This is a genomic window from Halioxenophilus aromaticivorans (assembly GCF_042850945.1).
Taxonomy (GTDB): Bacteria; Pseudomonadota; Gammaproteobacteria; order Pseudomonadales; family Cellvibrionaceae; genus Halioxenophilus; species Halioxenophilus aromaticivorans.
Genome location: NZ_AP031496.1, coordinates 5,834,530 through 5,848,452 on the forward strand (window position 1 = coordinate 5,834,530; position 13,923 = coordinate 5,848,452).

Here is a 13,923-nt window from a genome sequence, read left to right on the forward strand (position 1 = left end):
TGCATCCATAGAACTTGGATGCCCCTCAAACTACCCTGGAGAATGATATGAACAACCAACCGCTGACTACCTGGTTCGAAATCCCTACCACCGATTACCCTCGCGCTAAAGCCTTTTATGAAGCCGTATTCGCCACCAAACTGCACGAAGAAACCCATCAAGACTTAACCATGGCGATATTCCCCCATACCGAGCCGCACAGCGGCGGGGCCGTGGTTAAATGCCCGCAAAGCACACCGAGCGATAACGGCGTGGTGGTGTATCTCTATACAATGGAGTTGGACGCAACCCTGGCTCGCATTGAAGCCAACGGTGGTAGTATTGTGCTACCCAAAACAGAGATTCCCGCAGGCATCATTGCTTTGTTTATCGATAGCGAAGGCAATCGTGTAGGCCTGCACAGCCAAGGTTAGAGGGAGGTAACCCGATGCGCCGAGCCGACCGATTGTTTCAAATGGTGCAGATTCTACGACGCGGCAAGGTCATCACCGCCGCCGCCATGGCCGAAGAGCTGGAAATAAGCGAACGCACGGCGTATCGGGATTTACAGGATTTATCCGCCCGCGGCGTACCCATCCGGGCTGAGGCCGGTATTGGCTATCAGCTAGAGAGTGGCTTTGATATTCCGCCGCTGATGTTTAACCAGGACGAGCTGGAAAGCTTAGTCATCGCGGCTCGGATGTTAGACGCCTGGGCGGACCCGCAAACTAAACGCCAAATACAGTCGGCCCTGGAGAAAATCGAGCAGGCGCTGCCCAATAAATTGCGCGACCGGCCAGCGCGGGTAAAAGTGTTTGCGCCGGATTTTTTAACCCAGGCCAATATTTGGCAGGCGTTACCGGATATTCGCCAAGCCGTTAACGAAAAGCGTAAATTGCAGTTCGACTATTGCACCGAACAACAAAAAATCAGCACCCGTACCATAAGACCTTTAGCGGTGTATTTTTGGGGCCGGGTTTGGACTTGTGTTGGCTGGTGCGAACTGCGCGATGATTTTCGAAACTTTCGATTAGATCGAATGACCCATTGGCAGTTGTCGGCACACAGTTATGTCGACGAACCCGGCAAAACCCTAGCCGACTTTGAAGCACTGCATATGCAGCCAGATTGCGAAGACTTCGCCAACCACTTTGCACGCAAAAAACTCGGCGACACACCTGCCCAATAACCCAGGGCAGCTTGTCACACAAACAACATATTTCTTCCACATGGTTGTAAACCCCAACTCGGATACTGCTTATAAAGTCGATGGGCAGTGTGCGCATGCTAAATATTTTGGTTATTTACGATGGCAAGGCCGGGCACCTTTCACAGTCGCAGGGCTTGGCGCAATTAATCGCCAAGCACCACCATAGTCGTTGTAACCTTCAGATATTACGCGCCAAGCCCCGGTTAAAATTACTCAATAAGGCGCTGCAATTTTTAGCCCAGTATCTACCTGCTACGATTGTTCTATGCCTAGTGCGGCTCTATAGAACTAAGGTTATTGGCGACGCAAAACACCCCGCTAAAATAACGGCGCCAAATTTGTTTATTTCCTTCGGCGGTAATTCCATAGCCTTGAACATCGCTTACCGTCGTTATTGGCGCTGCCGCAATATTGTTATTGGCAATAATTATAACGTAGGCAAAAATAGCATATCTGCGCATCTTACTGCTTTTGGTAGTCCTGCTCGCAACGCCATTGCCACCGGCATAGCGCTCAGTAAGATTGATCGCGAAAATTGCAATAGCGCCGCCACGGTAATAAAAGAGACTAACCCCCACACCCGTTATTGGGGTGTATTAATCGGCGGCAATGGTAGCGGTTATGAGTACCAACAAAGCGATTGGCAGGCATTGTCACACGGGTTAAACGAACTGAGCCAAAAATACAGTATCCATTGGTTAATTTGTGATTCTCGCCGTACGCCACAAGGCGCCATCGAACTGCTCAACACTCAACTTGGCTCATTCACCGGTGTAAGCTTTATTGGCTACAACCAACCGCAGCGACTGTCTATTGAAGCCGTAATGGGCGCCAGTGAGAGGCTGTTTTGTACGGAAGACAGTTTGAGTATGCTGTCCGAGGCCGTAGCCATGGCTAAACCGGTAATAAGCCTACAACCTCAAACGAATAGTCCTCGTCCGGTGCACGCAAGGATGATAAACCATATCGTTAACACCGGGTTGGTAGAACGCCAGCCTATATCTCAGTTAGCCAACTATCAGATTAATTTCTTTTTTCCGAGTGTGCCCTACGAACATCAAACGGTTGCAGTTTATAGTCGTTTGAGCGCTCTAGGCGTGCTAGATAATACCGTAGCCAGCCCCGCCGCTAACCAGCTGGCCTACCCCAGCCCCCAATAAAATCTCAACCGCCGTGATTCTTTTGACGAAGGGCTTCCACCAATTCCGCCCCCAAATAGATTACGACTGGATAACGCGTAAAATCCACTGCGCTATCCACCAAATGCTGTGTTTAAACCACTTACCGGCTTTGCAGGCGGGTACGCCCGCGCCGTTTGATGCAAATTCAATTACGCTTTAAAGCAAACGGTAAATCCAAATCAATTTGCAAGGGGCCTGAGCCAATCTTGTCGGTGCTCAATTGCTACATACCAACTTGTTAGCGCCCCGGCAGCTGGGCGGCGAACTGTCTCAGTTGTTTACATTCAACAATAAAATTGACGAATCTACGATGAAAAGAAGATCTACAACGCGCAGTAACACCGTGCACTGACTGTGGGGTATTCAGTAAAATAACCAGCGTATTTGGCTCATAATCAATTTGCATTATGGGCTCCACGGTTCTCGCGTTAGGCCATTTTACGCTGCCTTCCGTCACCGGCGTTAACCGTCTATAGAGCACAAGGTTACCGCCAGCGGTGTCCTCTGGCTGCCTAAAATAATACAACCCAATGAACAGTTTATTGGGGTGGTCGGTGTGGGGGCCAGTAATTTCGCCCCGCCGCCAATGGGGTGTGTTTACTGCTGTCAGCGCATCGACCCACAGGTCGGCATCGCTCTCACTGCCTCGCCTTGCCACGCGCAGATCAGCCTCTAATAGACTGGGATAGTGCTGTGCAATGGCGCCGGCAAACAATTCCAGTAGTCGGTGGGTAAACGCAGATGAGCTGTGTGCGTCGATAAAGTCCCGCCACACTTGCGCTATCTGGGGTTGGTGCACTGCGTATTTAGCCGGCAGGTTAACGCGTCGATTACCGCGGTTTAAATGTCGCAGGCTTCGTTTCAGCGATTTAGCATTGGGCTCTTGGCGGCAGGCGTCTTGTAACGCCGATTTAATTACCGGCTTGGAAGGGAAGGCGGCAGCCAGCGCCTCATAAAGGTGGAGCGGCAGAGCACCTTTCACCACCACATGTGGAAAAGGGTGCAGCACGATATCTTGCTGAGTGATATTATCTAAAACATTGGCTGACACTGTAGAGCCCTGTTAATTGTCTCATCACGGTTCTTTTTGGTTCAGTTCATCACTACAAGGATAGTGCGCTTGAGTGGAGTATTTATGACACACATCGGCAGCCAGCCGCAGGCCCCTGCATTAACGTCCAGTGCATTAGGGCCCAGTGCTACACCGTTCAAGTTACGGTGTTTTATCATTAGCCTAAACCCCAGCACCAAAAGCAGCAGGAATTTGTATCACCAGCTAGAACAACAAGGCGTTGGTGCTGAGTTTTTTACGGCGGTGGACGGCCGCAGCCAACCACCGGCTCTGTTACCCGGTGAGAGGCTTCAGCCCCATTTGAGTTTATTGCGGCTTGGAAGAACCCTGAGCAACACCGAGCTGGCGTGTTATTTATCGCACCTACGGGCCGTGCAAAAGGCCTACGACTCGGGGGCCAGCCACGTTTGCTTATTGGAGGACGACGTGGTGATTGAACCGAATTTTGCCAGTACCCTGGATGCACTGGTGGTGGATGAGCTGGAGAACGTGCGCCTAATGGCGTTAAAACTGCGCCGGCGCAAAACCGTAAAAACACTGCCCAATGGCGTTGTACTCACCCGGCCAGAGCGCGGTACCCTGGGAACCCAAGCCTATTTGCTTAACCGTGCTGGGATGATTAAATTTTTACGCCACGCCAGCACCATTTATGAGGCCATTGACCACGTATTCGACCACTTCTATTTGTTCGATTTAGCCAGCTATGGCGTTGAGCCCCATGTCGCCTACGAATTGGGCCAGGGCAGTAGCGTGAGCAAACGGCCAGAACCCGCCGGCCAGCAACCCAGCTGGCTGCACAGGTTAGCCTACCAGCCAACCAAACTTTGGTTTAGCCTGCGCCGGCACTGGTATTTAACCCGCCACCATTCGCTCTTCTACCCTGCCCATTATCCCAGCAGCAAACCCGGTAAAAGCCCTCGCTTGCGGGGCAAAGGCAAAGCCGCCAATGTGCTTTGATTCCCCAATTTATCCTTTTTTGAGGGCGGTTTTGTCACAGCCTTGCTGGTAATATCGCCGATTTCAGAACAAAAAGGATGACTTACCGTGGCAAGCCCCGCATTTCATAGCGCATTTCGTAAATATCACCGTTGGTTAGGGTTTTTTCTGGCGGGGGTTATGACTCTGTACGCATTGAGTGGTGTGTTATTAATTTTTCGCACCACCGACGTCTTAAAATTTGAACAAACCGAACAAAAACAACTGGCACCTGGCCTTTCTGGCGATGCCTTAGGCCCAGAGCTGCGTTTGCGTGGCTTTAAAGTAAATGAAGAAACAACAACCCTGATTACCTTTAAAGAGGGCCAATACAACAAAGAAAGTGGACTAGCAACGGTAACCAGAAAGGATTACCCAGCAGCCATCGCCAAGGTGGTGGGTATGCATAAGGCCACAACAAATAGCCCGCTGTTTTTCCTAAACATCGCCTTCGGTGCAGCGCTACTGTTTTTCTCGGTGTCGGCGTTCTTAATGTTTATGCCGCGTGTTCCGCAATTTAAAAACGGTTTGAAGATTGCCGCTGGCGGATTTCTTCTGGCATTACTGGTGGTTATATTTAGTTAGTTTCTAAGGTAAGACCGGCTCTGGTAAACACTAGGGCCGGCCGGCTTCAAACAAACTGTGTCTGCACAAACCCTAAAACAATCATACTCACCCCTCCCACTTCGCCCACAATCAATGCCCACATTCCCCAAGTGGTAGTAAAATTTTTATCGGAAAATTGGCTGCGAGTTTGGCCCTGTAAACCCAGCTTGATATACGTGGCGATGGATACGGCAAAGAAGAATAGCGGAACCGCCGCGATCCAAAGTTGAAACGTGGCAGAGTAGGGGCTGTAAATAAGCAATTGCGCCATCACCAGTGCCGCAAATGAATACATAAGCGCCGCTCGATGAGCGACATCAATGTAGATAGGAGCGCGTTGGTTTTCACTCACCATCATCGCCTTGTATTTGAGGATGCCAGTCAGTAACCCAACCCACAGAAATAGCCCAGCGCATAATAGGCAAAGTTTGACCGCAAATATCATAACCACCTCTTTATTATTATTTTTTCAATTAGTAGGCTGTAATTGTATTTTTTACATACCAGAAATCTCTAATACCTTATCTTGAATAGTGCATCCATTTAGGCCACCGTCGTTAGTCGCAGCCCTTTTCCTCCCACAGGAGCCCGTCTCCACTGGTTATAACCAAAACATCGGTGGTTATTCGAATTAGCACTTAAAACAACCAACACACACATGAGATTGGCACGCAAACTGATTAACAAGTTAATAATGTCAGTTAGCACCAGTGCCAACCCAACCCTGCGCGTTATGCTCTGGGGCCTCACACTAGCGGCTAATGAACTAGTTTTTCGGAATACTTTGAAATTCTAAACTACACTTTATTTAAGCGCCCAAACTGTAGGTAGCTGCGATGATTTATCCCAGTTTTAGTGAGTCAGCAAACGTGCAAGAACCGTTACAACCCGCCAATCCAACGCTACTGATTGTTGATGACGATCTTTCCACCTTAAGTGGCATGGAGCTATTCTTCTCAGTCCAATATGACACGGTTACCTGCGATAATAGCGAATCTGCGTTGGCCGTTGCTCAGCAAGGCCATGTGGATTTGATATTGTTGGATGTAAATATGCCCGGCATGAATGGCCACGAGCTCTGTGCCACCCTGCAGCAACGCGCAACCACAAAAAACATCCCGGTCATCATCCTCACCGGCTCCATCGACGACAATACCGAATTTAACAGCCTAAACGCCGGCGCCGTGGACTTTATGCCCAAACCGGTGGACCTACAAACGCTGCGCCTAAAAGTGGAAAACCACATGAAGTTGGCGCGCCACCGCCGCGAATTGTCGGAGATGTCCTACACCGATGCGCTTACCGGCGTAGCTAATAGGCGTTACATTGAAAAAATCCTACGGCGGGAATGCCAGGCCGCGGTGCGTACTGAGCAACCGTTGAGCCTAGCGATTATCGATATCGATAACTTTAAAGACTACAACGATACCTTGGGCCACCAAAAAGGTGATCAATGCCTAGCCCAAGTGGCGCAAACCCTTAAGGGCACTCTGCGTCGGGAAAACGATTTGATAGGCCGCTTTGGCGGCGAAGAATTTATGGTGATACTGCCCAATACCGACCTTGCCGGTGCCGAAGGCATCGTCGACCAAATGCTGACTAAACTGCGCGAAGCGGCGGTGCTGCACCCGGCCAGCGACTGCAGCAACCTGGTAAGCGTCAGTGTGGGTATTGCCAGCTACTCACCGGATTTGCTCAGCGACGACGAACTCAACGCCGATGCGCTCTTCGCCCAGGCCGATGACAAGCTGTACCAAGCGAAACAGAACGGAAAAGATTGCTACTGCAGTTGATCCCACCGTGTTCAACACTTCTCGCCGTTAACAACCTGCCATTTTAGGCAGTAATTTCCTACTTTCGTCGAAATTTGTTGAATAACACTCGCCTTTTGCTGACAACGCTGCCACAATTGTAATCGATTACAATAACAGCCAAGCAGTATTGGCAACGTGTTCAACTAAGCTCTTTCGACAGTGGCACTACCAAGACTAACTGTACCAAGACAGTCAAAGGCAATGGTAAAGCCTATAAACAACTTTATTTCGCGTTGATGTTCCGAGCCCCAGTGCACCGGCATTAACGAGATTTCAAACTCTGGCATTAACCGGTACTAGAATGCAGCATCCCTGGTACCACGCCTGAGCCAGCATCTAACGATGCTGAGCCCCGGTGGCGACTCACCGCGCCAACTGGGGCACCTATTTAAAGGGCTCTTTTACAGGATCGGCTAGAACCCGTGCAGCAAACAAGACTGCGCTAGGCCGGCACAAGCGCCCATAAATGAGTTGGCAGCAGCTCATAAGCAGAACCTAACTTTGACATTCACTTGTCTTAATTTTTGGCCACCTAAGACGTGGCCTTTTTTTTAATTTCATTCCCGATGTCAGCTTTGAAATGGTGCCCTACTATTTCGCGCAGTACCGATAACGAACAATAACTGGCATTTTTATTTTTTTAAAATCAATAACTTATGCCAATCACGTCGGTGGCCGCCCCGAGCCACTGCAATCGAAAGGAGCATTCAATGAATCGCCAACGCTTTGCCAATTGGACGCTGGGCTACCTGATGCTGGCCGCCAGCCACACAGCCCTGGCCGATAAAATCACAGTTACGCCTATGACTGATGAGCAGGCGCCGGTTATTGCCCGCCACATTTACGGCCAGTTCTCAGAGCACCTAGGGCGCGGTATCTACGACGGTGTGTGGGTAGGTGAGGATTCTAACATCGCTAATACTCGGGGCATTCGCAATGATGTGGTGGCGGCGCTAAAAGCCATACAGGTACCGGTGATTCGCTGGCCCGGTGGCTGCTTCGCCGATGAATACCACTGGCGCGATGGCATAGGCCCCCGTCAACAGCGCCCGGTTCGTAAAAACAACTGGTGGGGCGGCACCCCGGAAGACAACGCCTTCGGCACCCACGAGTTTTTTGATTTTGTGGAGCAGATTGGTGCCGACGCCTATGTCAGCGTCAATGTGGCCTCATCCACGCCCACCCAGATGCGCGAGTGGATCGAATATATGACTTCCACCGGCCAGGACACCCTGGCAAACGAGCGCCGCAGCAATGGCCGCGAGCAACCGTTTGGGGTGCCCTTTATCGGTATTGGCAACGAGAGTTGGGGCTGCGGCGGCAATATGACACCGGAATACTATTCCAACTTGTACCGGCGCTGGGCTGCCTTCTTCCATAAAAACGGCTCCAACTTCCATCAGCAAAACGACAACAAAGCCCTGCGCGTGGCCTCCGGTGCAAATAACCTGGACACCAACTGGACCAAAGTGGTTATGGAACAAGCCGGGCATGGCATGGATGCCATATCGCTACACTTTTACACCCTGTGGACCGGCGATTGGCCTAAGCGCAACGAGGCCGCTGCCACTGAGTTTAACCAAGACCACTGGTTTGAAATTCTCTACCAGGCCAGCCGCATGGAAGAAGTATTGCAGGCCCACGAAAAGGTCATGGACAAAATCGACCCGGACAAGCGCATCGGATTATACGTGGACGAGTGGGGCACTTGGTACAACACCGAGCCTGGCACCAACCCCGGCCACCTGTACCAGCAAAATACCCTACGCGATGCCTTGGTTGCCGCCATTTCGCTGAATATATTCCACCAGCATGCCGACCGAGTGCGCATGGCCAATATTGCGCAAACCGTAAACGTATTGCAGGCCATGCTGCTCACAGAAGGCGCGGCCATGGCAAAAACACCGTCTTATTATGTCTTTAAAATGCACCTGCCGTTTCACGATGCCAAGTTACTCCCCCTGCGCTACACATCACCCCAGTTAACCGCGCCCTCGGGTAAATTTGCCGCCATCAGCCTTAGCGCAGCCTTACCTAAAGAGGGTGGTGTAGTCATAAGTTTGGCCAACAGTGAGTTAACCCAACAGCATGAACTCAGCGTGAACCTAGGTGATCTTCAGTTGACCAACGTCAGCGGAGAAATATTAACCGCTGATAGCCTGGACGCGCACAACCTGCCGGGTAAACCAGAAACGGTGAGCCCAAGCCACTTCACCGGCGCTACATTAGATAATGGCAATCTCACCGTTAATCTGCCGGCGAAATCGGTGGTGGTGTTACGGGTTCGTTAGCAAATAACGGCAGCCTTACGGTTTTGCCCAAATTTCAGGCAAAAAAAAGCACCGGGTTTGAAGCTTTCTTACCCGGTGCCAAGCTATAGATTCGGTATTAAGGTTGGCCGGAACGTCGCACCTGAGCTTGCGCCGCCAAACGCACCTGGGAGTTGGCTTCGCCATAGTTGCCGTAGCGGTGGCGTTGCAATACTTCAAAAAACAAGCCGTTTATAGAACGCGTGTAGAAATGAATAAAATGCCCAGTTTCGTTTTGGTCATAGAGCATATTGAACTGACGCAAATCGGCTAACAGATCGTCGTCGAGTTCATAGCGAGCTTCCAGGTCATCGTAGTAATTGCCAGGGATTGGCAAAATAATGCTTGGGTCCACCCGACGCACAAAGGCGCGAATATCGTCGCAGCTCATGGCAATATGCTGCACGCCGCTGCCGCGATGCACTTCGCGGAAGCGCTCGGTAGAGGCGCCCCAACTGCGCGACATATTAAAGGGCAGGCGAATGCGTTTATCTTGGTTAGTTGCCGCCCGGCTGACCACAATTCCATAGGGGTCGATTAAATCCTGTGGCTGGGCCACATCCAAATCCAACAGGGATCGGTAAAACAGCGATACCGATAAAAATTCGGTTTCTGCGACACCGCTGGAAACATGGTCAAAATTAAGTGAATCATCCGGCGTCACTAATGCTTCGCTTTGATCATCGGCAACAAAATCGACGTCGTAAAAGCGCGTGCCGTCGGTATTTTTCTGTACAAAATACACCAGCTCGCCGGTGATACTTTTGATGGCAGGGATATCCAACTCGCCACTTTCTACGTCGCTTTCAAACGGGTGGTAACCGTAGTAGTCGGCCCGCTCGGCCATGCCCTCTGCGTCGTCGGTACCATAGGCAATGGCACATACAGAGGTACCATGTACTAGGCTGTAGTGCTGGGCAAAGCTGTCGGATTCTTCGTTAATGACTAGGCTTACATCTCCCTGGCGATACAAGCTCACTTCTTTGGAGCGGTGTTTGTGGGTGCGGTGAAAACCCAATTTATGCAACATGCCTAATAGATCGTCGCGCATTTGATCGTCTGCGGCAAATTCCACAAACTCAAAATTTTGCATATCCGCTTTGGGCGGCTGGTAAAAGCTGCTGTTTTTGCGGTCGAGCATTAAATCCGGCTCATCCATCACCACTTGCTCTTGTAACCAAAGCAGTGAGCGCATGCCATCAATGGCGGTGGCGCGGCAGGGCGAAGATCGGAATTCGTCGTTGAAAATCTCGTGGGAGAAATAACCGTTGTAGCCAGTTTTTATAATGGCGCTCATAAAATCTTGCATGGGGAAATCGCCTTGGCCTGGGAAGCACCGGAAGTGACGGCTCCACTGCAGTACGTCCATTTTTAAACGCGGCGCATCCGCCACTTGCACCAGTACAATACGGTTGCCGGGAATTTCCGCCACGGTGGATAAATCCGCATCCCGAGCGTACATATGAAAGCTGTCTAAAATAATGCCCAGGTTTTTATGATCTACACGCTTAACCACATCCCAAGCCTGCTCGTACAAACTGACGTTGCGTCCCCAGGCTAGGGCTTCGTAACCTAGCGTAATGTCGCGTTTCTTAGCACGCTCGGCCAGTTCGTAAAATTCTTCCACCGCACGGTCGGTGTCGTCGATGCACTGGGGCGAGACATTACTGCAAATCAGCATGGCTGTAGTACCCAGCTCTTGCATCAAATCGAATTTGCGCTCGGCCCGGTCAAAGTTTTTCTGCATTTTCGCCTTTGGCATGCACTCAAAATCGCGGAACGGCTGAAAAGCGACAATTTCCACCCCGGCATCTTCTACCATGCGTCGCACGGCTGCCGGCGTTTCGCCAAACAACATAAAATCGTTTTCGAATATTTCAATGCCGTCGTATCCGGCTTCGGCAACGGCTTCTATCTTTTGGCGTAGATCGCCAGACAAACACACCGAGGCAATAGATCGTTTCATCTTTATTTTCTCCTGCTGCACACGTTGGCCAAACGGTGATGCGGGTTTAGGCACTGCGTTTGTAGCGCATTTTTGTACGCCGGCGATGATCTAGCCGGCATCATTATTTTGTTATTGTTGTGGCGTTAGTCCAACCAGCTTAACGCTTCGGAAATTAGATCCTGGCTGTCTTCCACGTCGACGCCGGTAAAAATTTTAAAGGCGTCTAAACCTTGATAAATCCACAAATCAAAACCGGAAATACACTGCAAACCAGCAGTACGGGCGGCAATAATAAATTCGGTGTCCAGAGGCGTATACACCGCATCAAACACCCACTGCTGGCCACCCAAAACGCTTGGGTCAAATAAATTGCCGGGGTGGCTGTACATGCCAATGGCGGTGCAATTTACCAAACCGTCGGCCGCGGTAATTGCGTCTGCCAAATCCTGCTGTTGCACTACCCGCGCGTTGTAACCGGCTGCATTAAGCGTAGCGCACAACGAGCTGGACTGTTCTAAGTGGATATCGTACAGGGCGATTTCAGTGGCACCCAATTCGCCTAAACCAAACGCAATGGCGCGGCCAACTCCGCCGGCACCGGCCATAAGCACTTTGCCGGGTGCAAGCTTGCCTCGACGAAAGCGATAGCCGCGCATAAAGCCGCTAAAGTCCGTGTTGGCACCGCGAATAACGCCGTCTTTAAAGGTCAGCGTATTGTATGAGCCGATGTGCTCATGGCCGGCCACTGCAGGCTCACTCACCAGGGGCCAAACTCTCTGTTTGTAAGGATGGGTTACATTAATACCACTAAAACCTTCGGCCAGGCACTGTTGCGCCCGTGCCACCGGGTCAAAACCGTCGACGCCTTCGCCATCTATTAGGCAATAGTTGACGTTCACACCCTGTTGAGTGCCAAGAAATTGCTGCAAGCGCGGCATTCTGGAACGCGAAATACCTGCGCCCATCAAGCCCATGACCATGGTCATAAAACACCTTTTGTTATTCATTTTCTACGCGATTTACCGGGTGTCGGCTTTGTGTAAGCGGGATTCTCACCAAGTATCGCAAACTGGCCGATATTTAAGTGCAGGGGCAGTGAGTGAGTAAAATATCTATTGTTCAGCCGCCTATAACACTGCGTTATCCGCGTACAATTTTTTGGCTTTCTGCGTTTAAAAGCTGTTAGGGCGCGTAAATACTGCTAGCATGCAGCCGAACCGAGTGGATCGATAGGAGCTTGCCAATGCAACTGAACTTCAGACAGCTTGAAGTTTTCAGAGCCATCATGATCGCTAAAACCGTCAGTGGCGCCGCGGAACTGTTGCATGTTTCCCAGCCTGGCATTAGCCGGCTACTGAAATACATGGAGTACAAGTTAGGTATAGCATTGTTTGAACGGCACAAAGGCCGATTGATCCCCACGCCAGAGGGCGAAGAGTTATTTCACGAGCTGGAACCCATCTATCAGCGAATCGAAGAATTAGACGTCACTATTGAGCGCATTACCCGGCCCGATAATCATCTCTACCAGATTGCTTGCACACCCAGCCTTGCCACCTACGTGTTGCCGCGCTTATTAGCCCGGGTTAAAGCGCGTATGCCACACATGCAAGTCAAACTTGAGGCGCTTTCCAACGAAGAAATAACCGATTTTATTACCCAGCGGCGGGTGGATTTTGCCCTGGCGTTTTACGATACCGAGCACCCACTGGTAATGTCGGAGCCTTCCATTAACGTGGGCATGGTGGCGGTGGTGCCCCAGGATCACCTATTGGCTAAACGCAAAAGCCTGCAGTTTGCGGATTTGGTGGAGCATGAGTTAATCATGTATTACCCAGAGACTTTATTGGGCACCACATTAAATAAAGCGCTGGATACTTTGGAGTTGGATACGCCGCCTCGCATGGCGGCCATGGTACGCTACGGCGACGATGCCTGTGCCATGGTAGAGCAAGGTATGGGCATAGCAGTGGCGTTTGAATACACCGCCATGCCCCATCGCTTCCCTAAGTTGCGCACCATACCGGTAAAAACCCCCAAACAGCAGGTACATTTTTTACGCCACAACGGTATTTCGCTATCCAATAATGTGCGCCAATTTTACGAGCTGATGAAATCTGAGATTCGTTCGCTGAATGAGGACATTGTTTAGCTAGCCATTAAATAATTCAACGCCGCTAAGTAACCCGCCATACCCATACCGCAGATCACGGCATCGGCCCGGCCCGATACCCACGAGTGGTGGCGAAATTTTTCTCGCTTGTGGATATTCGATAAATGCACTTCCATAACCTTTCCTTCAAAGGTATTCAGCGCATCTAAAATAGCCACCGAGGTGTGGCTGTAGGCCGCCGGATTAATAATAATGGCGTCGGCTTCGTTGCGGGCGCGGTGAATTTCTTCAATAATTTCGCCCTCGTGATTGCTTTGCATAAAACTGAGCTGGGCGTTATTACCGGCGGCAGCGCGCATTTGACTCTCTAAATCGGCCAAGGTGTCGTAGCCGTAGATTTCCGGTTGACGAACGCCCAATAGATTTAAATTAGGGCCATTAATTACTGCGATGCGAATGGTCATGAAAAGCCTTTGGTCTATTATTACTTACAATTAAAATCAACAAAACGCACAGGGTAGCCGCGGGGTACCGCGGCTTGCCAATATCCAGGTGCGTATCAACCATAACTCGAGGTTAAACCATTCTCGCTGTGATGTACGCTGCCAATATTAGCCCCAGCGGTATTAGCTTTAACGATTGGCGCCATAATGCCATGTTATAGGGCGGGGACGTATGAGTATTTGAACCCACCCCAAAGCCAACCCTACCATGAC

At 50.7% G+C, this 13,923-nt stretch carries 13 protein-coding genes; 8 read left to right on the forward strand and 5 right to left on the reverse strand.

Going from position 1 to position 13,923, the window contains the following annotated elements; all coding sequences use genetic code 11:
• The first annotated feature begins 47 nt into the window (after nt 1-47).
• The 3 genes from ACGHM3_RS24855 to ACGHM3_RS24865 all read left to right on the forward strand — a co-directional run bounded on the left by ACGHM3_RS24855 (nt 48) and on the right by ACGHM3_RS24865 (nt 2,349).
• Complete coding sequence (locus tag ACGHM3_RS24855) at nt 48-413, forward strand: VOC family protein (protein WP_345420447.1); 366 nt, start codon at nt 48-50, stop codon at nt 411-413.
• Nucleotides 414-427: 14 nt separating this feature from the next.
• Nucleotides 428-1,168 carry a YafY family protein gene (locus tag ACGHM3_RS24860; protein ID WP_345420444.1) on the forward strand — a complete coding sequence of 247 codons (741 nt, stop codon included), beginning with the start codon at nt 428-430 and terminating at the stop codon, nt 1,166-1,168.
• 95 nt (nt 1,169-1,263) lie between these two features.
• Complete coding sequence (locus tag ACGHM3_RS24865) at nt 1,264-2,349, forward strand: ELM1/GtrOC1 family putative glycosyltransferase (protein ID WP_345420441.1); 1,086 nt, start codon at nt 1,264-1,266, stop codon at nt 2,347-2,349.
• A gap of 259 nt (nt 2,350-2,608) precedes the next feature.
• Here ACGHM3_RS24865 and ACGHM3_RS24870 read toward each other — a convergent pair whose 3' ends face one another.
• Nucleotides 2,609-3,421, reverse strand: a complete 813-nt coding sequence (locus ACGHM3_RS24870) for a hypothetical protein (RefSeq protein ID WP_345420438.1) — start codon at nt 3,419-3,421, stop codon at nt 2,609-2,611.
• Nucleotides 3,422-3,505: 84 nt separating this feature from the next.
• On the opposite strand from ACGHM3_RS24870, the gene ACGHM3_RS24875 reads away from it, so the two are divergent.
• Together ACGHM3_RS24875 and ACGHM3_RS24880 are read left to right on the forward strand one after the other, a co-directional pair.
• A complete protein-coding gene (locus ACGHM3_RS24875; RefSeq protein ID WP_345420435.1) occupies nt 3,506-4,399 on the forward strand; it encodes a glycosyltransferase family 25 protein in 894 nt (297 codons plus the stop codon).
• Between the two features lie 87 nt (nt 4,400-4,486).
• Nucleotides 4,487-5,002, forward strand: a complete 516-nt coding sequence (locus ACGHM3_RS24880; protein ID WP_345420432.1) for a hypothetical protein — start codon at nt 4,487-4,489, stop codon at nt 5,000-5,002.
• Between the two features lie 46 nt (nt 5,003-5,048).
• Here ACGHM3_RS24880 and ACGHM3_RS24885 read toward each other — a convergent pair whose 3' ends face one another.
• A complete protein-coding gene (locus ACGHM3_RS24885; protein WP_345420429.1) occupies nt 5,049-5,468 on the reverse strand; it encodes a hypothetical protein in 420 nt (139 codons plus the stop codon).
• 391 nt (nt 5,469-5,859) lie between these two features.
• Here ACGHM3_RS24885 and ACGHM3_RS24890 point away from each other — a divergent pair, with 391 nt between their 5' ends.
• The gene (locus tag ACGHM3_RS24890) at nt 5,860-6,816 is read left to right on the forward strand and encodes a diguanylate cyclase (RefSeq protein ID WP_345420425.1); all 957 of its coding nucleotides are present in this window, start codon (nt 5,860-5,862) and stop codon (nt 6,814-6,816) included.
• Nucleotides 6,817-7,547: 731 nt separating this feature from the next.
• Complete coding sequence (locus ACGHM3_RS24895) at nt 7,548-9,128, forward strand: alpha-N-arabinofuranosidase (protein WP_345420422.1); 1,581 nt, start codon at nt 7,548-7,550, stop codon at nt 9,126-9,128.
• 97 nt (nt 9,129-9,225) lie between these two features.
• Here ACGHM3_RS24895 and ACGHM3_RS24900 read toward each other — a convergent pair whose 3' ends face one another.
• Both ACGHM3_RS24900 and ACGHM3_RS24905 read right to left on the reverse strand, forming a co-directional pair.
• A complete protein-coding gene (locus tag ACGHM3_RS24900) occupies nt 9,226-11,112 on the reverse strand; it encodes a TIM barrel protein (RefSeq protein WP_345420419.1) in 1,887 nt (628 codons plus the stop codon).
• A gap of 125 nt (nt 11,113-11,237) precedes the next feature.
• Complete coding sequence (locus ACGHM3_RS24905) at nt 11,238-12,101, reverse strand: hypothetical protein (RefSeq protein ID WP_345420416.1); 864 nt, start codon at nt 12,099-12,101, stop codon at nt 11,238-11,240.
• A 236-nt stretch (nt 12,102-12,337) separates the two neighbouring features.
• On the opposite strand from ACGHM3_RS24905, the gene ACGHM3_RS24910 reads away from it, so the two are divergent.
• Nucleotides 12,338-13,246, forward strand: a complete 909-nt coding sequence (locus ACGHM3_RS24910) for a LysR family transcriptional regulator (RefSeq protein WP_345420412.1) — start codon at nt 12,338-12,340, stop codon at nt 13,244-13,246.
• On the opposite strand, the gene aroQ is transcribed toward ACGHM3_RS24910, so the two are convergent.
• Nucleotides 13,243-13,671, reverse strand: coding sequence for a type II 3-dehydroquinate dehydratase (gene aroQ, locus ACGHM3_RS24915; RefSeq protein WP_345420409.1), 429 nt, complete (start codon nt 13,669-13,671; stop codon nt 13,243-13,245). The genes ACGHM3_RS24910 and aroQ overlap by 4 nt on opposite strands.
• Nucleotides 13,672-13,923 lie beyond the last annotated feature (252 nt).